Source organism: Staphylococcus lugdunensis (assembly GCF_001558775.1).
Taxonomy (GTDB): domain Bacteria; phylum Bacillota; class Bacilli; order Staphylococcales; family Staphylococcaceae; genus Staphylococcus; species Staphylococcus lugdunensis.
This window is the reverse complement of sequence record NZ_CP014022.1, coordinates 1,812,868-1,838,543: the sequence shown is the minus strand read 5'-3', so window position 1 is coordinate 1,838,543 and position 25,676 is coordinate 1,812,868. Positions and strand designations below refer to the sequence as shown.

The window sequence follows — 25,676 nt, the reverse complement described above, 5'->3', positions numbered from 1 at the left end:
TGACTTATTCGCACAGCAATGTAATACAACCCAATATACAATTAATTATCAGATTTGTAAATATTTTCTGAATAATTAAATTATTAAGTTGTTTGTTCACGCTTACTGTGGATATTTAAAATGATTAAAACAACAAGTACTAAAATTAACATATGTTGTATCGCAGCACGCTATTATGTCACTTTAATTTTCATATGGAATCACGTCGTCACCATATTGTTTTTTAATATATGCTTTAATTTCTTTTGATTGTAAAACTTTTAATAATTCTTGGAATTTTTTATCTTTTTTATGTCCTTCTTGTACTGCAATAATATTAGCAAAAGGTGATGATTTTCCTTCAAATGCAATCGCATCTTTAGATGGTTTTAAACCATTATCAATTGCGTAATTTGAGTTCATGATAACTGCTGCACCTTCACTGTTATTATATGTTTTAGGTAAAAATTCAGCGCCTTGTTGATTATTGAATTTCAAATGCTTTTTATTTTCAGCAATATCTTCAAACTTCGCATCTTCAATTTTCACTCCTTTTTTCAACTTAATTAAGCCTTCGTTAACAAAAAATGATAAAAAGCGTCCTTCTTCTGCTGGATTATTTGAAACATAAATGGTTGAACCATCTGGTATGTCTTTAATATGCTTATATTTTTTACTATATACGCCCATTGGAGTTGTAAAGACTTTGCCTACTTCTTCAATCTTATAGCCATGACTTTTTCGTTCTGCCTTTAAATAAGGTACATGTTGGAAGAAATTGGCATCTACATCACCTTTATCTAATAATTTGTTTGGTACTTTATAGTCATTAACAATCTTAACTTTTAAATCATAGCCTTTTTTCTTCATTGCTTCTTGTGCATGTTTTAACACATCTCCATGTGGTGCTGGTGTTGCTGCAACGGTAATAGTCTTGCTCGCTTCTTTATTGTCTTTGCCACACGCTGATAAAGCTAGAGTAATAATTAACACACTAATCATGATGACCCATTTTTTCAATTGTATCCTCACCTTTCTAATTGCTACTTCAATAAAGATGAAAACAGTCGAATTCAAGACATAAAAAATACTTTCTCAAATTAAGAGAAAGTACGCACACTTTCTCTCATCTCTTAAAGTACTTTAAACTTTATGTGACTTGGCACCATGTCATTCACTGACGGTTGCCGGGCTTCATAGGGCACATCCCTCCACCACTCTTGATAAGAGTCTTCTTACTTTTATTGAATTAAATTTATCCTATCACTATGCAAAGAGAACGTCAATTAGATTTTTGAATTTTCTGACTAATAATTGTTTTTTACACTTAGGGGAAAAGATAACTAAATCGTTTTAAGGAGGAATGCCTAATGTATTATTTAAAATATCATTTAACGAGCGCCTGTCTAATTAGTATGTTGCTATTATTCATATTGTTTATCATAGATTTGTTAACTGACACAACCCAGTTAGCTCAATTACTTATCAATATAGACTTTATTATTCCTAAACAATTCACCCCGTTATGGCTTGAAATCCTTATTCATTTAATCATTGGTATTGTTGTTTATATGATGTTATTACTGCTCTATCGAGTTAGAAAGCAATGGTATGCCATTGGTTATGTGGCATCTATGTTATCTTTTATAGTGCTGTATCCATTTCTCATTCATATCGCTGTTCGACCTATCTTTCATTTTAGCTGGTCAGAATATAGTCTATGGCTTTTAGCACATATTATTTTTATCGTTTGTGTGGCTAGAAGTATTCCATTTATTGATAAAAGATAAATAAGTATATCACTGTATAATTAAGCTTTGATAACATTTAAAAAAGCAAATGCTATATTTGTATAAAGTTAATTTTAGCGCATACGTAAATACAATATTAAGATTACCTTAGGATTTGTTAAAAACGCCCGCACATTAAGCTGATGATGATACACTTACACTGTAAAGTTATTTACTATGTGAATGGGGGTTTCATAATGAAACAAATGGTTCAAATTATTTTATCTGTTTTTGCGCTATTCTTGGTATTAACTGCAACAAGCGTATGTGTTACTCAAGCAGATACCATGTCCCAACAAGATGCAATCACAACTGCAAAGCAAGCTATAGCACGTAGTGGTGGCAATCCAGATTTGCAAAATTTTAATACAGTTATAGACAAAGGTAACTACTTTAAAATCAAAATCACACTTAAAACTAATGACAGTGTCGGTACTTATAAAGTTTATAAAAACGGCCAAGTTGAATATAAAAATGGTAAATTTGGTGTATATAACCTATTAAACCCTAACCAAACATATGCAGCTAGCGAAATAGCTAATACCTCAACTCATATGGCACAACAAGAACAGCAAAATAACCCCGTAGATTGTAAAAAGGAACTTAATCGCTATTATGTGGGTAATATCAAATCTACGGAATTACCTCAGCAGAATGCCTCACTCCCTGAAACGGGTCACACTTCAAATAATATAATAACATTAGCATTTGGTATTTTAGCACTTATGAGTGGTTTGGCATTGACGTTCATGCGCAATTCAAAACACTAAAGTATTCATAAGTACATTTAGGACAAATCAAATGTATTGTTCTCTTTCGATGATCATTATGATCATCGTGTATACCAATTATAATGAATGGTACTGTTTACTTTTACATGTAAACCAAGTAACTTGATGCTCAGTTCCCGCTTAAAGCTGTCTTAATAAATCACGTTGTTGCTTCGGTAAATTCCAAATATATTGAATAAATTCTCAATCAAGCCTTTGCGGATTGCCGTAAAGGTTCTTTGTTTGTGGCTTACGTCATTATTTTAAATAACAGATTATGACTCTAATTATGCATTTCAACCGCGTTTCTTTTAGTCAATTGACTTATCTACACACATGCCCCTTAGCGCTAGAGTGGCTACTTTACTATCGATCATCCATTTATCCTGTTACATAATACACATCAATGCTTCAGTTAACTGCGATTCACTTATGGTCTGATTATCATCAATCATTGAATACGATCAATATAATAGTATGGAAAGCTTAAAATATTTTGTAATTGACATGCTAATGAAGATTTACCCCTGTCTGGTACTCCCAACGGTTAATAGTCGTCATGCCGTGTTTGACTCCCCTACGATAAAAATACGTCTATTTTTTGAAACTCTACAAATTTTATTAAGAATATTCAATAAATATGAGTAAAAAAGCTTGAGAATATATTCATTTTTTATCATACTATTAGTGAAACTTATTAGAAGGAGTGGAAAGTAATGAATAAAGAACAATTAGAAAAGGTAAAAAATGGTAAAGGCTTTATCGCCGCTTTAGACCAAAGTGGTGGTAGTACACCTAAAGCTTTAAAAGAATACGGTGTTGGCGAAGACCAATATAACAACGAAGACGAAATGTTCCAACTTGTTCACGACATGCGTACGCGTGTTGTCACTTCACCATCATTCACTTCAGATAAAATTTTAGGTGCGATTCTATTCGAACAAACAATGGATCGTGAAGTTGAAGGCAAATATACTGGTGACTACTTAGCAGACAAAGGTGTTGTTCCTTTCCTAAAAGTAGACAAAGGCTTAGCTGAACAACAAAATGGTGTTCAATTAATGAAACCTATCGATAACCTAGATGAAACATTAGATCGTGCAGTTGAACGTCACATCTTTGGTACTAAAATGCGTTCTAACATTTTAGAATTAAATGAACAAGGTATTAGAGACGTTGTTGAACAACAATTTGAAATTGGTAAACAAATTATTGCCAAAGGTTTAGTTCCAATTATCGAACCTGAAGTGAACATCAATGCTAAAGATAAAGCCGAAATCGAAGAAGTATTAAAAGCTGAACTTAAAAAAGGCTTAGACGCTTTAAATGATGACCAATTAGTGATGTTAAAATTAACAATTCCTACTAAAGCAAACTTATACAAAGAATTAGCTGATCATCCAAATGTTGTACGTGTAGTTGTATTGTCAGGCGGATATAGCAGAGATGAAGCAAATAAATTATTGAAAGACAACGATGAATTAATCGCAAGTTTCTCTCGTGCATTAGCAAGTGACTTAAGATATAGCCAATCTAAAGAAGAATTTGATAAAGCTTTAGGTGAAGCTGTTGACTCAATCTATGATGCATCAGTGAATAAAAACTAAGATATATGTTTAAAGCTTAAGCGATAACAGCTTTGAGCGAAAATCATTGAAATTAAAAAAAGTGCCGACTGTTTCACCTTAAACAGTCGGTACTTTATTATTTTTTATGCTTGATGTACGTCAAACAAATTTCCTACTTGCTTAAAGAAATCTCCAAATTTTTTGGCAGGTTCACCTTCGCCAAACATCTCTTCTAAGTTTGCCTGTGATTCACGAGCACTTTGCTCAGAAGTTTGGTACATGTCTGTTTCGTATGCTTTTAGTGCATCTTGTAACGTTACATGACTTTTAATTGCTTCAGCCAAAAGATATGCATCGTAAAGTGCCATATTGACACCCTGTCCTGCAAAAGGGCTCATTAAGTGCGCTGCATCACCAATTAACGTCAAGTTCGCTTGATTATCCCATTTGAAACCAATAGGCAGTTTATAAATGCGTCGTAATAATAAATCATCACTCGCATAATCAATGTATTTTTTCGAATTGACGTCCCAATCTCTAAAGTCATGTAATAACTGTTCTTTAATTTCTTGTCTATTCATGGCTTTAAATTGGTCAAATTCATCATAATCCATTTTATACGACATATAGACTTTAATTCGTCCATCTCCATTAACTTGACCTAATATCGCTTTGTGATCGCCAAATGCCATCATTTTCCCATTTTTGTTAAATTCAGCTAAATCAGGATACTGATGAAAGACATCTTCAACATTTAATTCTACCATCGATATCCCATTATACTCTACGTCCGTATTTGCTAAATAAGGTCTTACTTTTGAAAAAGCACCATCTGAACCAATTACAAAGTCAAATATTCGTGTACTGTAATCATCAAATGTCACTTCAATTTGCTCATTATCTATATGCGTTAAAGATTTAAATGCTTTATCATAAACTACGATTTCAGGTTTTAATTGTTCAAAAATAATATCACATAATTCACCACGATCAATTTCTGGTCGTCCACCTTCTATTTGTGGATCAACTAACGCTTCATAGTATACGTTGCCATTTTTATCTAGTACGCGCGTATCTTCGCCGTCAAAGCGTGCTTGTGCTTTAAATTTATCGATAATGCCTGCTTGTTGCAATGGCAATTGACCACTATCATCATGGATATCTAAAGAACCTCCACGATCAGTGTTAACATTTAAACCAGCTTTTTCAAAAATATTAACTTCAAAGCCTTGGTGCTGTAACAATAGGCCTAACATTAAGCCTCCAGGTCCCCCACCAATAATGCCAACTCGTCTAATATCTTTTATATTCATAACCCTATTTCTCCAACCTTTTATTTATAGAATTGTTGTAATCGTTCTTTTGTTTCTTGTATAAAGACGTCGAATTCTACTTTCTTTTTATCATCTTGTAATGTCTGCTGACTTGCTTTCATAAACTCATGGAATAATGTTTGCATTTGTTCACGCACTGCTTTTAGTTCTTCAAAATCAACGTTTTTAAATTGTTCTAAGCGTTTTGTAAACGCATCTTGATCTACATTGTCCTCTAAAAACTTTTTACCTTCATCCGTAATGGTATACACTTTTTTATTTCCATCTTTAGAAATAGATACAAAGTCTCTATCTTCTAACATTTGTAAAATTGGATAAACAGAACCAGGACTTGGTGAATAAAAACCTTTAAATCTTTCTTCTAAGTCTTTAATTATTTGATAGCCATGACGTGATTCTTCTTCTAACATTTTAAGAATAACGAATTGTAAATTCCCTTTTTTGAAAAATCTATCACGCCCACCGTGACGGCCACCGAAACCACCGAAATTTCCAAAACCTCGAGGGCCTCTCCCTGCATCAAATTGTTCAAAATGTGCCATACCTTGTCTCATACCTTCTAAATGTCTTCTAAACATAATTTTCATCACCTTTACTTATTTTTAATCAATTTCGATATATCGATATAATAAACGATATATCGTTAAATGTAAAGCGATATATCGAAATTATTTTTAGGAAATTAAATACTACACTAACAAACCCGTCAGCATAGCGTTAAATAAGTATTTGATTGATTAAATTTTCGTGCTTGAAATTACTTAAATTACGTTTCCAATCTTCAATCATTTGATGGTAAATGCACGCTTCATAATCAAACACATCTTCCTCAAGTAAAGTTATTATGAATATTCAAACTGCAATGTTCTTTCAATTGAATATACCAATGATAATCAAGTATGATTTAAATAATTATACTTATCGAAAGTTGTTGATTGACATGGAAATTTCTTACTTAAATGAATTTATTGTCTTAGCTAAATACCAAAATTACTTTAAAGCTTCTCAAGAACTCTACATAGCGCAATCTACACTGTCTAAGCACATTGTTTCTTTGGAAAATGAGTGCGGTTATCGTCTTATAGATCGCGCAAATAAACAATTTGAACTAACAGAATCAGGTAAACTATTTCTGCATTATGCCAAAATCATTTGCCAAAATTATAAAGATTTATCAAAACAGCTTGAGCAACAGGAAAATGATAATTTAATCACCATTAACCTTGGCGCTTCTCGATTAATGATTGAATATGGTATTACAAACTTAATCTCAAAATGTGTTCAAAAATTTTCTAATATTAGATTTCGTATTCATGAAGGGTCAGAACAAGAATTAGCTCAATTGATTAATGAAGGTAAGATTGACATTAGCTTTTTAAGATCACCACATCCACCTCATGATAATCATTCTTTTACTTATATTGAAGAAAGCTTATGTGCTATTGTGCATGAATCTCATCCATTAGCCTATGTCTCACAAATCGATCTATCGATGCTTGAAAATGAACAACTCTATTTACCACCTGAGTTCGCATTGGAGCATCAAGCTTTTTTAAATTATTGTGAAGAACAACAATTTTATCCATTAATTTCATTTACAGCACCTCGTATTGAAAATTTACTTGAAATGGTAAATACAAATAATGGCGTCGCATTGATTATGGAACAACAGGCTAATTATTACGTAACGTCTCCTTTAAAAATCGTTCAGCTGAATTCACCTATAAAACTCTATATTAACGTTAATGTTCATAATCATTTAATTGCTTCTAAAGAGGTGGCATATTTGCTAGAGTTAGCCAAAAAGCACAGAAACTAATTTCAAGCAAATACTGTCAAGAGACCTAAGGTGTACATCATCTTTCTAATTTAGAATGGTTCATGCGCTCAATCCGAATTGATATGCTCCTTATTTGCGACTAATAATAGAACTACGACAAATTAAGGAGGCTAATTAGATGAAAAAGACTTTCATATCACTCTTATCCGCAACAGTTATACTTTCAGGTTGTGGCGTTGGCGAACATCAAAATAATAATTCTAATCATGATGCTAAAGGTGTGAACACTTCAAATGTTAAAATCAAAAATTATAACCAAGCATCATCTGCGCTGCAAATAGATAATTCAAAATGGAAATATGATAGTAAAAATAACGTTTATTATCAACTAAATATAAGTTATGTCTCCAATCCCCAAGCTAAAAATGTAGAAAAATTAGGTATCTATGTACCAGCTGCTTATTTCAAAGGTAAAAAGAATCATAATGGGACATATACCGTTACTGTAAACGATGCTAAGAAAGTTAACGGCTATTCTGCTAGAACAGCACCTATCGTTTATCCAGTCAATACACCTGGTTATGCCGAACAAAGTGCACCTACGTCATATCGTTATAGTAATATTTCTAAGTATATGAAAGCTGGATTCATATATGTTGAAGCAGGATTACGAGGACGTAGTATGAGCATGGGCAATAACAGCAGTAATGCATCAACTAAATCATATGAAACCGGTTCTCCTTGGGGTGTAACCGATCTTAAAGCAGCAATCAGATATTACCGTTTCAACGATAGTAGTCTACCAGGTAACAGTAGTAAGATTTATACTTTTGGTCATAGTGGCGGTGGTGCTCAAAGTGCTATTGCCGGTGCATCAGGTGATAGCAAGCTCTACTATAAATATTTAGAACAAATTGGCGCAGCCATGACAGATAAAAATGGAAAATATATCAGTGATAAAATTGACGGTGCTATGGCGTGGTGCCCTATTACAAGTCTAGATCAAGCCGATGCTGCTTATGAATGGCAAATGGGACAATATGGTAATGAAGGTAATCGCAAGAAAAATTCATTCCAAAAACAATTATCAACCGATTTAGCATCATCTTATGCAAGCTACTTAAATAAACTAAATCTGAAAAATGGAAATACTACATTATCATTAACTAAATCTAAAAATGGTCAATATACTGAAGGCTCATATGCTAAATATCTAAAAAAAGAAATTGAAGATTCAGCTACAGAATTCTTAAATAATACAACATTCCCTTACAAACAAAATAGCACTGAGCAAGCAGGCATGGGTAATGGTGGACCTAGCGGTGGAAAACCTTCTGGCAAAATGGGATCTATGCCTCAAATGAGAAAACAATCTTCAAATAAAACATACAAAACAATGGATGCTTACTTAAAAGATCTAAATAAAAAAGGCACATGGATCACGTATGATAAGAAAACAAAACGCGCACATATTACAAGTCTTAAAGACTTTGCGAAATATTATAAACAACCTTCTAAATCAGTTTCAGCCTTTGATGATTTAAAACGTAGCCAAGCTGAAAATGAAGTGTTTGGAACATCAGGTAGTGACAGTAAATTACATTTTGATCAATCACTAGCTAAACTTTTAACAGAAAATAAATCTAACTATAGCAAACTAAATGGTTGGAATAGTAACTATGTTTCATCATATAAAAATGACTTAACAAAAACAGATAAATTAGGCACAAGCATGTCAACAAGAATGAATATGTACAATCCAATGTATTACTTATCTGATTACTATAGCGGGTATGGTAAATCTAATGTGGCAAATCATTGGAGAATTAGAACAGGTATTCAACAAGGAGATACGGCCTTAAATACTGAAACTAATCTTTCGCTAGCTTTAAAAGAACGCGTTGGTTCTAAAAACGTTGACTTCAAAACAGTTTGGGATCAAGGTCATACAATGGCAGAAACATCAGGTAATAGTGATAGTAACTTCATCAAATGGGTAGAAAGTATTAATAAAAAATAGCTAAATGTATTAAACAGCCTAAAACATCATCATGTTTTAGGCTGTGAACTAATGATTGGCAGTAGTTGACTCAATTGAAAATATGCTTATAGCATGCTTTTTCAATCTTAGTCAACCTTGCCAGAGCTGGACTAAGAATTCATAATGAATTCTGTTCAGCTCTCTTTTTAATTTACAAAACTTCCCCATTTGACTCAATAACTTTGCGATACCAGTCAAATGAATCTTTCTTGGTACGTTCTAATGAACCGTTTCCTTCATTATCACGATCAACATGAATTAAACCATAACGTTTTTTCATTTCACCTGTCGTAAAGGATACAATATCAATAATACCCCAAGGTGTATAGCCCATTAATTCTACGCCATCTTGATCTACTGCATCAATAGCCGCTTCAATATGTTCACGTAAATACTCGATACGATATTCGTCATGGATTTTACCTTTATCATCAAACTCATCTACGGCACCAAATCCATTTTCAACTATAAATAAAGGAATTTGATAACGATTATATAATGCATTTAATGTATAACGTAAGCCAACCGGATCAATGGCCCAGCCCCAATCACTTTTCTTAATATAAGGATTATCAACCGAATTGGGTAAGCCACCATTTACTATATTATCTTCTACACTAGCCTCATTATCAGATTTAACGACCGTAGACATATAATAACTAAATCCAATATAATCGACTTTACCTTCACGTAGAATCACATCGTCTCCTTCTTGCCAACCAATGTCGAAGCCTTCACGTTCAAACATTTTTGTCGCATAACCTGGGTAATAACCTCGTGCTTGTACATCTGGAAAGAAGAAACGCATACGACTCGCGATTTCTGCCTCCATTATATCTTGCGGATTACAGCTATATGGGTAGATTGGAACATGGGAAATCATAGCACCAATTTCAAAATCTGGATTTATCTCCTTACCAATTTTTACTGCTTTCGCACTTGCAATCAATTCATTATGTGCCACCTGATATAATACTTCTAATTTATTATCATCATCTGTCAACGATACACCAGAGTTTGTCCATAAGAAAATAGGATTATTGATGTCCATTTGGTTATTAATTTCATTAAATGTCATCCAGTATTTAACTTTGTCTTTATAACGCTTAAATACAGTTTCAGCAAAATATGCAAAATAATCTGCTACTTTACGGTTTCTAAAACCGCCATATTCACGTGCTAGATGTAGTGGCATCTCAAAATGCGATAATGTAATCACTGGTTGAATGTCATATTTCAATAATTCATCAAATAAATCATCATAGAATTGCAGTCCTGCTTCGTTCGGTTCTGTTTCATTACCATTAGGGAAAATACGTGTCCATGCAATCGATGTACGCAAACATTTCAATCCCATTTCAGCAAACAATGCGACATCTTCTTTATAGCGATGGTAAAAATCAATACCCATATGATTAGGATAATATTTATCAGGTTCTATATCTTGTGTAATTTCACGTGCTTGACCATGTGCGCCTGCTGTCATTACATCAATTACACTTAAGCCTTTGCCACCTTGGTCATAGCCACCTTCAAATTGATTGGCAGCAAGTGCGCCGCCCCATAAGAAATCTTGTGGTAATTTAGCCATGTTTAAATCTCCTTTACACTCTATTTTTTAATTACTGTCATTATTTTTTCTCTAGATGTGATATTTTGACTGTCAGCTATGATAATGTCTTCAAATTCATCACTGTTAGTAATAATTACAGGTGTAATAAGTTCGTAGCCCTGTTCTTTAATATAATTTGCATCAAATCTCAGCAAAGGCTGCCCTTCTTCGACCTGATCATTTTCAGCAACAAGTAATTCAAAGCCTTGTCCATTTAATTGCACAGTATCTAAACCAACGTGAACTAAAAGTTCGATCCCCTCTGGCGATGTAATACCTATCGCGTGTTTACTTACTGCAACCATACTAATCACCCCTTTGAGAGGTGCTGTCACTTCATAACTTTCTGGCTGAATGGCTAATCCTTTACCCATCATACCTTCCGCAAATATTGGATCATCTACTTCAGATAATGCTACTACTAAACCTTTTAGTGGAGCATGTATCTCTGTTTCAAGTTGATCAGATGTAGTAGTCAAACGTGTTTGTTCATTTATCTCATGTCCTTCTTCGACGTCAACACGTTCTACCTGTTCTGTCACATCTTCACCATAGCCAAGTACTTGGATTAAAATGATAGGTAAAATAATTGCAACGGCTGAACCAAGTAAAATTCCCCATATTGATGAGATGTTATCAGGACTATAACCATTGACAATTGTTATCGGTCCAGGAAGACCAGCATATGCATAATATTTTGGATTAAAGAAACTTGCAACTAAAGCCCCAATACCACCACTAATACAAGCGATAATGAATGGCTTTTTAAAGCGCAAATTCACACCATACATAGACGGTTCAGTAATTCCAAAGATGCCTGTAATCCCTGCTGATAACGATACACGCTTTAAATCCTTATTTCTCGTTTTGAAGAATACACCCATAACTGCACCAAATTGAGCAATAACAGCAATTGTTTGAAAGGCTTGGAAAGCATCACTTTTATACTGTTCAAAGTTTGCCAATACCATTGGCGTAATGCCCCAATGAACACCAAAGATAACAAATACCTGCCAAAATGCACCAATTAATAATCCTGCTAACCATGGTGCTACAGCTACGAGCCAGTTAAAGCCTTGTGCAATACCATGTGCAGCCCCAGATGCTAATGGACCAATAATTAATAATGTTAATGGCACCATAATTACAATACTGAAGAACGGTACAAATAACGGGCGTATAACTTCATGAATATATTTATTTAAATATTTTTCAACATATGACAACACCCATACTAATAATAGTGGTGGTAACACTGATGATGTATAGCTTGTTTCACTTAATGGAATACCAATAAATGTAAACGTATGTCCACTCCCAATGCGTTCTACAATTCCTGCTAAATCCGGGCTAACGAGTGCAGCACAACAAGCTACTGCGATATAAGTATTCACTTTGAAATGTTTTGCTGCAGTAATCGCAATAAATATTGGTAAAAATGTAAATGGTGCCCATGAAATAAAGTTAAATACTTCATATGTGCCAGTCTTCTCAAATGATGAAAACAACATTTTCGCAATAATTAATATACCTTTTAATATACCGGCAGCCGCTAAGACATAAATAAATGGTGCAAAGACGGCAGACATCGTTGCAATAATACGATTAATAATCGTACCTTTTTCACTGTCTTCATCGCTAGATTGTTGATTTTCTTCTCCCAATAATCCCTCAAATTCTTGATAAACACTTGCGACCGCATTGCCAATAACCACTTGAAATTGTCCATTATTTTCAACTACCGTTACTACGCCATCCATACTTGCTACTTTCTTTTTAGCATCCGGAATAGAACGTTTTAAGACGATACGTAATCGCGTTGCGCAATGCGTGTAATTAACGATATTTTCCTTTCCACCAACGGCTTCAAGGATATGTATCGCTAATTTTCTATCTCTTTCACTCATAACACAACCTCCCAATCTATTTAATTTTTATTTATCCCAAATATGGAAACCCTTACACAACTCATTATAATTATACCGGTACAATTTGTAAATCGTTTTTATACAATTATACCGGTACAATTTAATTTCAGCTTATTTTTGGTATACTATATTGTAAATACAGCATTAAGGAGATTAATCATGTTAAAGTACGAACATGTTGCACATGAAATTACCGCAGCTATTGCAAATGGGAAATATAAAGTTGGTGACAAACTTCCAAGCCTAGCAGAACTAAAAATAGCGTATCAAGTGAGTAAAAGTACGATTGTTAAAGCATTAGAGTTACTTGAAAAAGATGGTATTATCTATCAAACTCGGGGCAGTGGTATATATGTTAGAAATAGCAAAAAATCTGGATATATTAATCTGTTAAAAACAAAGGGCTTTTCAGATAATTTACAAGGACATCGTGTAACAAGTAAAGTGCTTAACATCGACATCATACCGCCTAACGAGGAAACACAAAAACACTTACAGATAAAAGATAAAGATACACAAGTCTATTTAGTAGAGCGCATTCGTTATTTAGACGATAAGCCGCTTTGCATTGAAACTTCTTATTTCAATAAAGCATTAGTTACCACATTGGACAAAGAAGTTGCTCAAGCTTCAATATTTGATTATTTACAGACGCGTCTCAAGATAAATATTGGTTTTTCTGATATTTATTTCTATATCGACTTTTTAAACGATAATGAAGCAAATTATTTAGATTTAAACGCTCAAGACCCTTGTATGCGTCATGAACTTACATTCTATACAAGTAAAGGTGAACCTTTTGATTACTCCAATATTGTATACCACTACAAGCATGCTAACTTTTTTATACCTATAGAAAGTTAGTGTCATCATAGCTTCAGTTAGCTAAATATGGGAACGAGACAGCATTCATTATGAATTTATAATCCCACCCCAGCAAGGTTGACTAGGATTGAACACAGCAAACGTATTTTTAATCCAGTCAACTACTGCCAATATATCGTTCATAGCCTAAAACATAATGATGTCCTAGTCTCACTTAATTGTAAAAAAAGAAGGCAATTTCTATTGAAATTAATAGAATTACCTTCTTCTGCTTATCAGAGACATTGATGTCACTGACTTCTGTTATCGCATTATTTATTATTTTTCATCATCATAATAACCTAATTCAAGGTCTTTAGATGTTTGACGACGTGTTTTTCTCATTAAATCAACATCTGTAATTAATGATTCACCATAAGAAGGAATCATTTCTTTTACTTTTGGTTTCCAGTCATCAGCATATTCTGGGAAGTTTCTTTCAAGAACTTCTAGTGCAACTGATACTGATGTTGATGCCCCTGGTGATTCACCAAGTAAAGCAATAACTGTATGGTCTTGTGAATTAACCACTTCTGTACCGAATTGAATAAATCCTTTGCCGTGTTCTTTAGTATCTTTGATAACTTGAACACGTTTACCAGCAGTGTATAATTCCCAATCTTCATCACGTGCTTCTGGATAGAATGTACGTAAGTGATTCATACAACCTTCTTTAGTCATAATAATTTGATCGAATGAATATTTAAGTAATGGTAAGTTTTTAACGGCAGCCGCTAACATTGTTGTAATGTTATGTGGCTTGATAGATTTGAATAAATCTAAATTAGAACCATTTTTCAAGAATTTAGGTCCAACGTTAGCGAATGGTCCAAATAACAATGTTCTTTGACCATCGATATAACGCGCATCTAAATGCGGCACAGTCATTGGTGGTGTGCCTGGTGGCTCTTTACCATAAACTTTGGCATCATGTTGCTCGATAACTTGTGGATTTGTACAAGCTAAGAATTGACCTGTAATTGGGAATCCACCTAAGTGTTTGCTTTCAGGAATACCTGTTTTTTGTAATAATGGAATCGCTGCACCACCTGCACCAATAAATACATAGTCAGTCACTTGTGTTTGCACTTGGCCAGTAGCACGGTTGCGAATTTTCACTTCCCATTTACCGTCTTTAAGACGATTGAAATCAAGCACTTCATGGTTAAAGTGAACTTCAGCATTTGGATGTGCTTCGATATTTTTAGTCATTTTACGTGTTAACTCACCAAAGTTAACGTCAGTACCTTCGTCGATTTTACTTGCAGCCATTTTACCGTCATCGACACGGCCTTCCATCATTAATGGAACCCATTTTCTCAATGTTTCTATATCTTCTGTATACTCGATATTATCAAACATTGGGAATTCTTTCATAGCTTCGTAACGTTTTTTCAAGAATTTTTGGTTATTAACGCCTCTAACAAAACTAATATGTGGTAGTGGGTTAATAAATTCTCTTGGGTTATCAATGCTACCTGATTTAACTAAATGACCCCAAAACTGTTTAGAAATCTCGAATTCCTCATTAATTTCTTTCGCTTTTTCAATGTCAATTGAACCATCAGGTTGTTCAACAGTATAGTTCAATTCACATAGTGCTGCATGACCTGTACCAGCATTATGTCGTTCGTTAGAACTTTCAAGTGCAGGACGGTCCATACGTTCATAAAGCTTGATATTCCAGTTAGGTTCAAGCTCTTTTAACATAGAACCAAATGTAGTGCTTAAGACACCAGCGCCAATTAAAATGACGTCTTTTGGTTGTGAGTTTGCCATATGTTACACCTCTCTATTGATTACATTTAATTTATATATACAATAAATAGTGCTCTTTCCTAAAACACCCATTTATTGCTTTAATTTAGCAAATCGCTAAACTTCTAAATTAAATAAGTACTTCGTGTATAATTTTAAAGCAATATTATGAAATTGTAAATCAGTTAATCTACATCTCAAAGAAAAAAGTTATCGTACAATATAATTTAACTTCAATAAAAATTTTGTTATAACATTTTTTACTAAAAATCCAACGTCAGCACTTAACAAGTTGTGTGACGTTGAATTTTTCATATACCTCATATTTAGTATTTTGGCTGTAAAAATTTTTCAATATAAAATGCTGATTCTTCAATGGATTTATACTCTGTATTAATCACTGTGGCATTTAACTTTTTAAATACTTCCTCAGCATATGATAACTCCTTTTTGATACGTTCTAAGCTATTATACTGAGATTCTTGCGTTAAACCCAGAGTTTCAACACGATTTTTACGTATGTTAGCTATATATTGTGGACTCGCTGTTAATCCAAAGACCTTTAATCCCTTTTGTTTAAAAACACTCTCTGGAATTGCTACTTCTGGCACCAATGGAATGTTGGCTATTTTATAACCTTTATTAGCCAAATACATGCTTAATGGCGTTTTTGATGTTCTGGAAACACCCACGATAAGTGCATCCGCCTCTCCGATATCTGAAAAATGCTTGCCATCATCATACTTCACTGAATATTCAATAGCCTTAATACGTTTAAAATATTCATCATTTAGTTTTCTAAGTGCGCCACTTTCTAGTAACGGTTCAGTTTGTGTCTGTTCCTGAACGATTGAAATCAATTCTGACATATAATCGACATAAGGCAGTGCTTTTTCTTCGGCAAAGCGATGCCCTAGTGAATTAAATGACGGATTCACTAGTGTGGTCGCAACGATCGCCCCTTGTTCATGTGCTAAATTCAACACATTTAAAAATTCTTCTTCATTTTTAATATAGGGAAATTTTTTAATTTCAACCTGTGTTAAATCCGGAAATTGTGTCAATGTGGCTTGGATCATCCGCTGTGCAGTTTCACCAATAGAATCAGAAACGATAAATAACTTTAATACATGTTGCTTCACTATACTACTCACTTTCCTCCACTTGACTTTGTGCTGTAGCAATAATTGCGCCAGGCACTCTGAATGGTGAACAAGAAACATAATCGATGCTTAATTTATTGAATTGATGGATTGATTTCGCATCGCCACCTAATTCACCACAAACACCAATTTTAATATTCGAATTGACACGTTTGGCCTGTTCAACAGCTATTTGTATTAATCGTCCTACACCGTCTTTATCTAAAGTTTGGAACGGGTCAAGCTTCAATATATTTCTTTCAGTATACACATTTATGAATTTTCCTGCATCATCACGTGAAAAACCATATGCTAATTGCGTTAAATCATTAGTTCCAAAACTAAAGAAATCACAATGTTCAGCTAACTCACCAGCAATAAGACATGCGCGTGGTGTTTCAATCATTGTACCTACAAGATAATCGACTTTTTCGCCAGCTTGTTGTTCTAATTTATGAATTGTTTCCACTAAATCTTCTTTTAAAACCGTAAATTCTTCAACTGTAGATACTAACGGTATCATAATTTCTGGTTTACAATTAATACCTTCTTTTTTCAATCTTATGACACTACTAATGATGGCTTCGACTTGCATTTCATATAATTCAGGATAAGTAACGGCTAAACGACAACCACGATGACCGAGCATTGGATTTACTTCATGCAAATCAACAATACGTTTTTTCAATATGTCCTCGGAAATATTTAATTGTTGAGCAACATGTTGTATGTCTTCAGCTGAATTAGGTAAAAATTCATGTAATGGTGGATCTAATAATCGAACAATCGTTGGACGTTCTCCTGATAATCTAAAGATGGCTTCGAAATCTTCAACCTGATATTTTTCAATTGCATTTAAAGCGTCAACACGCTCATCATATGATGACGCTAAAATAAAACGTCTCATCTCAACTAAACGTTCTGCACCAAAGAACATATGCTCTGTTCGAACTAAACCGATACCTTTAGCACCAAATTGATAACCAGCTTCAATATCTTGTGGCGTTTCAGCATTCATTCGTACACTTAAACGTGCCGTATCTTCAGCCCATGTCATAAATTGGTCAAAGTCTTCACTATGCTCTGCATTAACCGTTTTAATTTCACCAAGATAAATATCACCTTTGGAACCATCTACAGAAATTGTATCTCCTTCATGTAATTCACCATCTGGATAATAAACAGTCTTAGCTGATGTATTGATTTCTAAATCTGAACATCCTGTTACACAACATTTACCCATACCACGTGCTACTACTGCTGCATGCGATGTCATACCACCATGTGTCGTAATGATTGCTTCACTTGCAACCATACCTTCTATATCTTCTGGAGATGTCTCTGGACGCATTAATATTACTTTTTTGCCTGAAACAGCTTGTACTTTAGCATCTTCAGCAGAAAAGACGATTTGACCTGTCGCAGCCCCTGGACTTGCTGGTAACCCGAGTGTTGATATTGTAGTTGCTTCTGCTAAAGCTTTGTCATCAAAGTTAGGATGCAGTAATTGGTCAATTGCTTTAACGTCAACCTTTCGCATCGCTTCTTGTTGTGTAATTAATCCCTCATTAGCTAAATCAACCGCAATTTTAACAGCTGCTTTTGCCGTGCGTTTACCATTACGTGTTTGCAATAAGTAAAGCTTACCGTTTTCTATCGTAAATTCAATATCCTGCATATCTTTATAATGTGCTTCTAATTGTTTTGTTACTTTGACAAAGGCTTGATGAACGTCTGGCATTTGGTCGTATAACGTTTGAATATCTTGTGGCGTACGAATACCAGCTACAACGTCTTCACCTTGTGCATTCAATAAATATTCGCCAAACAATCGATTCTCTCCTGTTACTGGATTACGTGTGAAAGCAACACCTGTACCGCTTTTATCACCACTATTACCAAAGACCATTTCTTGAATATTTACTGCTGTACCTATATCATGTGGAATTTCATTTAAATCGCGATAGACACGTGCACGATCATTGTCCCATGACTTAAATACAGCCTCGATGGCTTCTTCTAACTGCTTCAATGGTTCTTGAGGGAATGGTTTACGTGCTTCCTCTAAATAAATCGTTTTAAAGCGTTCGCATATATCTTTTAAGCCATCTGCACTAATTGCAGCATCATTTTCAAAATCATGTCGTTGCTTATAGTCTTCAAAATATGTATCAAACGCAACCATTGGAATATTGTAAACAACTTCGCCAAACATTTGAAGTAAGCGACGGTAACAATCATAAGCAAATCTTACATCACCCGTTTTGCTAGCAAGTGTTTCCACATTATCATCATTAAGCCCTAAGTTTAAAATTGTATCCATCATGCCCGGCATCGAAATTTTTGCGCCACTTCTAACGGAAACTAGTAATAAGTTGGTATCTGAAGAAAAGGCTTTTCCAGTACGCTTAGTGAATGCAGCTAAATGATCAACTAACTGTGTCTTAACTTCTGTCGGTAGTTGCGCATGTTGTCTTAAATATTCGATACACGCTTCAGTAGTAATCGTAAAGCCATCGGGCACTGGCAGTCCAAGGCGTTTCATTTCTGATAAATTTGCGCCTTTACCACCAAGTAAATCTTTCATTGTGCGTTGTCCTTCATCAAATGCATAAATATATTTTGTCAATGTGTTCACCTCATATTATTATGTCATACTAATTATTTTAAAGTATGTCATAAATGTGTGAGTTTTACAACAATAACATATATAAAATGAAATATTATATACTTTTAAAGTCACATTTCAGTAACATTATTAGTCTTTTTGAATGTGTATGCAGTAATTAAATTATTGTGTCGTACTATTTTGAATAGTACATAAAAAAACCGTAAAGCATGCTTCAACATCCTTTACGGTTAAGTTAATATAACAGTTTATTGTTTAAATTGTTGGTTGTACTTTTGACGTTCTGCATCACGCAATTCTACACGACGAATTTTTCCGGAATTGGTCTTTGGTAAATCTTCTACAAATTCAATCGCTCTAGGATATTTATATGGTGCAACGGTCTTTTTAGTAAAGTCTTGCAATGTTTTAACTAAGTCATCACTTGCTTTATAACCCTCATTTAAAATAACAAATGCTTTGACTATATTTCCACGTATTTCATGGGGACTGGCCACCACTGCACATTCTTTTACGGCTGGATGATGAGTTAATGCATCTTCTACTTCAAAAGGTCCAATCGTGTAACCAGAACTGATGATGATATCATCACTGCGTCCTTCAAACCAGAAATAACCATCTTCATCAATATGTGCTAAATCACCAGTGATATAATACTTCCCAGCATGTGCGGCTTTAGTTCGCGCTTCATCTTTATAATAACCTTTAAATAATGCTGGTAAATCTAGTGGTACAGCAATATTTCCTTTCACACCAGGAGCAACTTGGCGTCCTTCATCATCAACTACTGTTGTGTCACTACCTGGAATTGCTTTACCCATAGAACCTGGGCGTGGTTTTGTATCTTTTAAAAATCCAATCAATAATGTGCTCTCTGTTTGACCATAGCCATCACGAACAGTAAGCCCAAAGTGCGCTTCAAACTGATTAACAACCTCTTTATTTAAAGGCTCACCAGCTGATACTGCACTATGTAAATGATGAATATCATACTTATCTAAATTGGATAATTTAGCCATCATTCGATACTCTGTTGGCGTACAGCATAAGACATTAATCTTAAAATTTTGTAATAGCTCTAAGTACCGAGTAGGATTAAACTTGCCATTGTAAACAAATGCTGTAGCTCCTGACCCCATAATAGAAAGGAAAGGTGTCCATACCCATTTTTGCCAACCTGGTGCAGCGGTTGCCCACACCAGATCATCTTCTTTAATACTTAACCAATGCTTAGGTGCCATTTTCATATGAGCAAAACCCCAACCATGTGTATGTGTAACTGCTTTTGGATTCCCTGTTGTACCGGACGTATAAGATAGTATCGCAATATCATCTCGACTGGTTGGTGCCATATCTAATTCTTCACTTTGATTCAAGCGCTCGTCATCAATAGAAATCCATGCTTCATGGTGTCCTGCGACAACAAATTTAGTTAATGATATATACTCCTCTATATTCAAAAACTCTTTAATAAATTCCGGCATAGTAATAACCGCATCTATTTCTCCGTGCGAAATACGATATTGCAAATCTTTAGTACGCAGCATTTCAGAACTTGGAATAATTGCAATACCGAGCTTTAATGCAGCGATATAAATTCTATATGTAGAGATTGACCGCGGCATCATGATTAAAATTTTATCTCCCTTTTTGAGACCATGATTTAACAGCACATGCCCGACTTGATTAGCTTGTTTCATTAAGTCTGCATAAGTTACCGCGATTGGGTCATTATGTCCATTTTCATAAATAATTGCATTTTTATCTTGGTCAGAAACATGTTTTTCAATTTCACTGACAATATTATATGTTTCTGGCGCTAATAAACTTGATTGTTTCATATCGTAACTTCCTTTCGCCTTCCAATGATATTATCTTATCAAACCCTATAATGCATTGAAAAAGTAAACACTTATGAAAGTGGTTTCATTATAAAAAAGTATAAAGTTGTTAAAATTAATTATAAAAATTCTGTGATGATCGATTTCTTTATAACAATGAATAGTTAAAAATTGTTCAGACTTCTATTTTCAATTCATAAAATAATTAGCTCTTCCCTTTTGAAATTTGAGAGCGAGACAACATTTATTACAAATTCGTAGTCCCGCCCCTGCAAAGTTGATAAGGATTGAAAACAGCTTGGTACCATCCCATTTTCAATCCAGTCAACTACCGCCAATATAGAGTTCATAGCTTAAAACATAATGATGTCCCAGACTCCGTGTATATGAAAATTAATTAAGAAAGATTATGAATCATGCTAACTTCTCAAACTTATCAACTCGTATTGTTTCACTACTTAGATATTGATATAAGAGATTATCTAATGCAGTAGCTCATAACTTTAATTACACTTTTTAAAAGAAATTTAATATTCTAAACAACAAAAATGACAATTTCTACTTTATTTTAATAGAAATTGCCATTTTTCGACTTACAGTGATTGATGTCCCACCTACTCAAGTCTGGTGACACTTTTATGAAGTATATCGTTCACATATAATCCCAATATGATAAGACAATTTGCGATTGACTAACCGTACGTCCGCACCTTGTGACGTGCCACGTTTTTGATGTGTCTGTGAATAGGCCGAAGATTGTTGCCAATTTTTAAACGATTGATGGTTCAACCATTGCGTAATGATGACATAATGCTGACCTTGTTCATTTGGGCGTAAAAAGCGTAGCGCTCTAAAACCAGGTACAGATGCTAAATGTTGTTGACGCTGTAAAAATTTTTGCTCAAATGCTCCTTCTTGTCCTTTATTCACATATAAATGATTTAACATACAATAGCCATTATCGATTAATTCATTTATAGACTCTAAAATCATATAATCAAAGTGCTGATGATTTTTATAAATGCGCATTGTTTGCGGCGAAGTGGCTTCTAAAGCATAATACGGTGCTTTTTCATTAATCTTCATTAACATTTTCCTTTGGTTCTGTCTTTATGTGATCTACTAAACTAAAGTGCACTGTTTGCTGTTCATATAAAGATAATGAACGCTTTACTGTTTCTAAATGTTCATCATCTAACTCAATCTCATCGATAAAATAGCTCAATATATTATCAGTTGTCTTCTCATGTTTAGGAAACTGACAATCCTTGTTTAAATAATGAGCTAATTCTCCTAGAGGCGTCTGGTCTCCGACAAAGTTCTGCATGTAATCATAAAAAGTCACACTTTCACCTCTTCATTAGTATGTATCCCCATACTAACACGTAAACAATAATAAAACATCATATATTTAACTATTTCCAATAAAAAGTTATAAATTTTTAAATTTAATTTAACAAATAGTTAATTTAAATTAAGATATCTATCCTTGTAAATAATCTAAAACAATTGTACCTACAGCTTCTGCAGCAACTAACATGGAAGATTCGTCGATATTAAATTTCGGATGATGATGCGGATATGCATGTCCTTGCTGTGGTGCGGCTCCTGAATATAAAAATGTACTTGGTAACACTTGAGCATAATATGCGAAATCTTCTGATGGTGGTTGTGGTTCACATTCTTCTACGCCTATTACATCTGGTAATTGCGCTTGTCTTAATGTTTCAACAATATAAGATGTAAACTGAGGATCATTGTATAACGCGGGATAATCTGGGTGAAATTCAAAGTCATATTGAACATCAAATGATGTAGCTATACCTTGAACAATACGTTCAAGTTCATATTTAATCGTGTCTCGTGTGGCATCTGTTAAAGCACGAACATCTCCTTCGATTTCAACGGTATCTTTTATTACATTAAACTGACCTTTACCATCAAAGGATCCTATCGTCACAACGCCTGTTTCAAAAGGACTCAATCGTCTTGAAACTACATTTTGCGCTGTAGTGACGAAGTTAGCACCAGCGACAATCGCATCCTTAGCAGTATGAGGTGATGAGCCATGTCCACCTTCTCCGTGTATAGTTAATTTAAAATAAGCGCGTCCTGTTTGGGTATTACCTTCATGGTAATAAATTTTACCTGATGTCATATTCGTCATAACATGAATGCCTAAAACGTGATCAACACCTTCTAAAACACCGTCCTCAATCATACCTTTCGCACCACCTGGTGGCATTTCTTCTGCTGGCTGATGAATGACAACGACTTTACCACTAAATTGATCTTTCATTTCAATTAATGTTTCCGCTAGAACAAGCATATATGCCGTATGCGCATCATGACCACAAGCATGCATGACTCCTTCATTTTGGGAAGCATATGATAATCCAGTATCTTCTTGAATTGGTAACGCATCGAAGTCCGCACGAATGGCAATCGTTTTACCTGGTTTGCCACTATCAATGGTCACTTTTACACCATTAGGACCAACATTCGTTTGGACATCACACGCTTTGTCCTTATAGAATTCAGCAATATACTTAGGTGTTTCTGTTTCATGGAATGATAATTCTGGATGTTCATGTAAATATCGACGTATATCAATCATACGTTGCTCTTTTGCTTTTAAACGTTCAACTAATGTTTCCCCCATATTCACCACTCCTTTTATTATTTATAAGTCCATTATAAATCTTTCACAATAAGATTTGTTGTGACACACACTCAAGTAATTTTATAAGTATAAAAAAAGCAGGACTGAAATCTAATTTTAAAGATTTCATTATCCTGCATCATCTGCTTTGCTTGTGGAAATGCTTGTAGCATCTCTCTATGCTGGGGGCCACCCCAATTTGCTCTACTTGTCAAATTTCTTGTCGAAATTCTCTCTGCTGGCCTCATTAGTATGGGTAGTATGGATTGTGTTCCATTGCACCATCGTTGGGGTCGTGTTTGCCATGGATGTAATAATCTACGTATTGTGGTTCTAATGGTTTTTTGCCGCGAATGATATCTGCTGCTTTTTCGGCAAGCATAAGTACCGGTGCGTGAATGTTTCCATTTGTAGTTCTTGGCATTGCTGAAGCATCCACGACGCGCAAATTCTCCATGCCATGGACTTTCATTGTTAGTGGATCTACAACTGCCATTGGATCTGTTGCCGGCCCCATTTTTGCACTGCATGATGGGTGTAATGCTGTTTCACCATCTTTGCGCACCCAGTCCAATATTTCTTCATCTGTTTGTACAGATGGTCCCGGAGAAATTTCACCACCATTAAATGAATCCATCGCTTTTTGAGATAAAATATTACGCGCTACACGAATCGCTTCTACCCATTCTTGTTCATCTTCTTTTGTTGAAAGATAGTTAAACACGATACTTGGCTTTTCAAATGGATCTTTAGATTTAATCTTTAAGCTGCCACGTGAGTTTGAATACATTGGTCCTACATGTACTTGATAACCATGAGCAACTGGTGCTTTTTGTCCATCATATCTTACAGCAATTGGTAAGAAATGGAACATTAAGTTAGGATAGGCAACTTGATCATTTGATCTAACAAAGGCACCACCCTCAAAGTGATTGGAAGCTGCTGCACCTTTTCGTGCAAAAATCCATTGCAAACCAATCCATGGCATGCGTTTAACATCTAAACTAGGTTGTAAAGAGACTGGTTCTTTACATTCATGTTGAATATAAACTTCTAAATGGTCTTCAAAGTTTTCTCCAACACCCGGTAAATGCATGCGTGGCTCAATGCCTTTTGATTTTAAGAAGTCCGCATCTCCTATACCAGATAATTGTAATAACTGTGGTGTGTTAAAAGCACCACCTGATAAAATCACTTCTCCTGCATTTACAGTATGATTTTTTCCATTACGTTTGAACGTTACACCGGTAGCTTTATTACCTTCAAAGTGCAATTCAGTGACGAAAGCACGTGTCTTAACCGTTAAATTCTTACGCTTCATTGCTGGTCTTAAGTATGCTCTTGATGCAGACATACGTCGACCATGATGGACTTGACTATCGAATGGACCGAATCCTTCTTGTCTAAAACCATTGACGTCCTCTGTCTTGTGATAACCCGCTTCAACACCTGCGTTAAAAAATGATTTGAAAAGAGGATTTGTTGCTGGTCCTCGCTTTAATTTTATTGGTCCTTGATGTCCTCTAAATTGATCATGTGGTGCTGCTCCAAAGGTTTTTTCTAATTTTTTAAAATAAGGTAAACAGTGCGCAAAATCCCAAGATTCCATACCTTCTGGCTCTGCCCAACCTTCGTAATCTAATGGATTGCCTCGTTGATAAATCATTCCATTGATAGAGCTTGAGCCGCCTAAGACTTTACCACGCGCATGGTCTACTTTACGTCCCATATGTGGTTCTTCTTCTGTTTGATATCTCCAATCATAGAATGGATTACCTGAAGGAAACATTAATGCTGCTGGCATTTGTATAAATAAATCCCAGGGATAGTCACTACGGCCTGCTTCTAATACAAGTACATTTTTATCTTTATCCTCAGATAAACGCGCACCTAATACAGAACCTGCACTTCCACCACCAATAATGACATAATCATATGACTTGTTTTCACTCATGTTGATTTCGTCCTCCCTTATAAA

At 34.6% G+C, this 25,676-nt stretch carries 19 protein-coding genes and 1 riboswitch; of the genes, 6 read left to right on the top strand and 13 right to left on the bottom strand.

The window, feature by feature from the left end; all coding sequences use genetic code 11:
* Positions 1–183 precede the first annotated feature (183 nt).
* Positions 184–999, bottom strand: coding sequence for a MetQ/NlpA family ABC transporter substrate-binding protein (locus tag AL499_RS08565; protein WP_002478559.1), 816 nt, complete (start codon positions 997–999; stop codon positions 184–186).
* A gap of 103 nt (positions 1,000–1,102) precedes the next feature.
* Positions 1,103–1,209: riboswitch (SAM riboswitch) on the bottom strand.
* Positions 1,210–1,349: 140 nt separating this feature from the next.
* Between AL499_RS08565 and AL499_RS08560 the strand changes: the two genes are divergently transcribed.
* From AL499_RS08560 to AL499_RS08550, 3 genes are all read left to right on the top strand, one after another.
* Positions 1,350–1,769, top strand: coding sequence for a hypothetical protein (locus AL499_RS08560; protein ID WP_002460555.1), 420 nt, complete (start codon positions 1,350–1,352; stop codon positions 1,767–1,769).
* A 197-nt stretch (positions 1,770–1,966) separates the two neighbouring features.
* A complete protein-coding gene (locus tag AL499_RS08555; protein WP_002492422.1) occupies positions 1,967–2,539 on the top strand; it encodes an LPXTG cell wall anchor domain-containing protein in 573 nt (190 codons plus the stop codon).
* Between the two features lie 716 nt (positions 2,540–3,255).
* Complete coding sequence (locus AL499_RS08550; RefSeq protein WP_002478556.1) at positions 3,256–4,146, top strand: fructose bisphosphate aldolase; 891 nt, start codon at positions 3,256–3,258, stop codon at positions 4,144–4,146.
* Positions 4,147–4,250: 104 nt separating this feature from the next.
* On the opposite strand, the gene AL499_RS08545 is transcribed toward AL499_RS08550, so the two are convergent.
* Positions 4,251–5,420: an FAD-dependent oxidoreductase gene (locus AL499_RS08545; protein WP_002492477.1), complete on the bottom strand. Its 1,170-nt coding sequence runs from the start codon at positions 5,418–5,420 to the stop codon at positions 4,251–4,253.
* A gap of 20 nt (positions 5,421–5,440) precedes the next feature.
* Positions 5,441–6,019: a PadR family transcriptional regulator gene (locus AL499_RS08540; RefSeq protein WP_002492545.1), complete on the bottom strand. Its 579-nt coding sequence runs from the start codon at positions 6,017–6,019 to the stop codon at positions 5,441–5,443.
* 308 nt (positions 6,020–6,327) lie between these two features.
* On the opposite strand from AL499_RS08540, the gene AL499_RS08535 reads away from it, so the two are divergent.
* Entirely contained in the window at positions 6,328–7,260 is a 933-nt protein-coding gene (locus tag AL499_RS08535) for a LysR family transcriptional regulator (protein WP_230578672.1), read from the top strand.
* A gap of 139 nt (positions 7,261–7,399) precedes the next feature.
* Complete coding sequence (locus AL499_RS08530) at positions 7,400–9,241, top strand: subtype A tannase (protein WP_002460564.1); 1,842 nt, start codon at positions 7,400–7,402, stop codon at positions 9,239–9,241.
* A gap of 172 nt (positions 9,242–9,413) precedes the next feature.
* On the opposite strand, the gene AL499_RS08525 is transcribed toward AL499_RS08530, so the two are convergent.
* Both AL499_RS08525 and AL499_RS08520 read right to left on the bottom strand, forming a co-directional pair.
* Complete coding sequence (locus AL499_RS08525) at positions 9,414–10,853, bottom strand: 6-phospho-beta-glucosidase (RefSeq protein WP_002492424.1); 1,440 nt, start codon at positions 10,851–10,853, stop codon at positions 9,414–9,416.
* A 20-nt stretch (positions 10,854–10,873) separates the two neighbouring features.
* Complete coding sequence (locus AL499_RS08520; protein WP_002492580.1) at positions 10,874–12,781, bottom strand: beta-glucoside-specific PTS transporter subunit IIABC; 1,908 nt, start codon at positions 12,779–12,781, stop codon at positions 10,874–10,876.
* A gap of 180 nt (positions 12,782–12,961) precedes the next feature.
* On the opposite strand from AL499_RS08520, the gene AL499_RS08515 reads away from it, so the two are divergent.
* Positions 12,962–13,666, top strand: a complete 705-nt coding sequence (locus tag AL499_RS08515; RefSeq protein ID WP_002460569.1) for a GntR family transcriptional regulator — start codon at positions 12,962–12,964, stop codon at positions 13,664–13,666.
* Positions 13,667–13,945: 279 nt separating this feature from the next.
* Here AL499_RS08515 and lqo read toward each other — a convergent pair whose 3' ends face one another.
* The 8 genes from lqo to betA form a co-directional block, all read right to left on the bottom strand.
* On the bottom strand, positions 13,946–15,445 hold the full coding sequence (gene lqo / locus AL499_RS08510; RefSeq protein ID WP_002460570.1) for an L-lactate dehydrogenase (quinone): 1,500 nt from the start codon (positions 15,443–15,445) through the stop codon (positions 13,946–13,948).
* A gap of 305 nt (positions 15,446–15,750) precedes the next feature.
* On the bottom strand, positions 15,751–16,578 hold the full coding sequence (locus AL499_RS08505; protein ID WP_002460572.1) for a pyruvate, water dikinase regulatory protein: 828 nt from the start codon (positions 16,576–16,578) through the stop codon (positions 15,751–15,753).
* Positions 16,571–19,195: a pyruvate, phosphate dikinase gene (ppdK, locus tag AL499_RS08500; RefSeq protein WP_002492525.1), complete on the bottom strand. Its 2,625-nt coding sequence runs from the start codon at positions 19,193–19,195 to the stop codon at positions 16,571–16,573. Before ppdK ends, AL499_RS08505 begins: the two co-directional genes overlap by 8 nt.
* 248 nt (positions 19,196–19,443) lie before the next feature.
* Positions 19,444–21,036 (bottom strand): acyl-CoA synthetase MbcS, encoded by a 1,593-nt coding sequence (gene mbcS, locus AL499_RS08495; RefSeq protein ID WP_002492434.1) that lies wholly within the window; start codon positions 21,034–21,036, stop codon positions 19,444–19,446.
* Positions 21,037–21,672: 636 nt separating this feature from the next.
* Positions 21,673–22,122, bottom strand: a complete 450-nt coding sequence (locus AL499_RS08490; RefSeq protein WP_002492373.1) for an antibiotic biosynthesis monooxygenase family protein — start codon at positions 22,120–22,122, stop codon at positions 21,673–21,675.
* Positions 22,112–22,381: a YozE family protein gene (locus AL499_RS08485; protein ID WP_002460576.1), complete on the bottom strand. Its 270-nt coding sequence runs from the start codon at positions 22,379–22,381 to the stop codon at positions 22,112–22,114. Before AL499_RS08485 ends, AL499_RS08490 begins: the two co-directional genes overlap by 11 nt.
* A gap of 138 nt (positions 22,382–22,519) precedes the next feature.
* Positions 22,520–23,698, bottom strand: coding sequence for a M20 family metallopeptidase (locus AL499_RS08480; protein ID WP_002460578.1), 1,179 nt, complete (start codon positions 23,696–23,698; stop codon positions 22,520–22,522).
* Between the two features lie 247 nt (positions 23,699–23,945).
* A complete protein-coding gene (gene betA / locus AL499_RS08475; RefSeq protein WP_002460580.1) occupies positions 23,946–25,652 on the bottom strand; it encodes a choline dehydrogenase in 1,707 nt (568 codons plus the stop codon).
* Positions 25,653–25,676 lie beyond the last annotated feature (24 nt).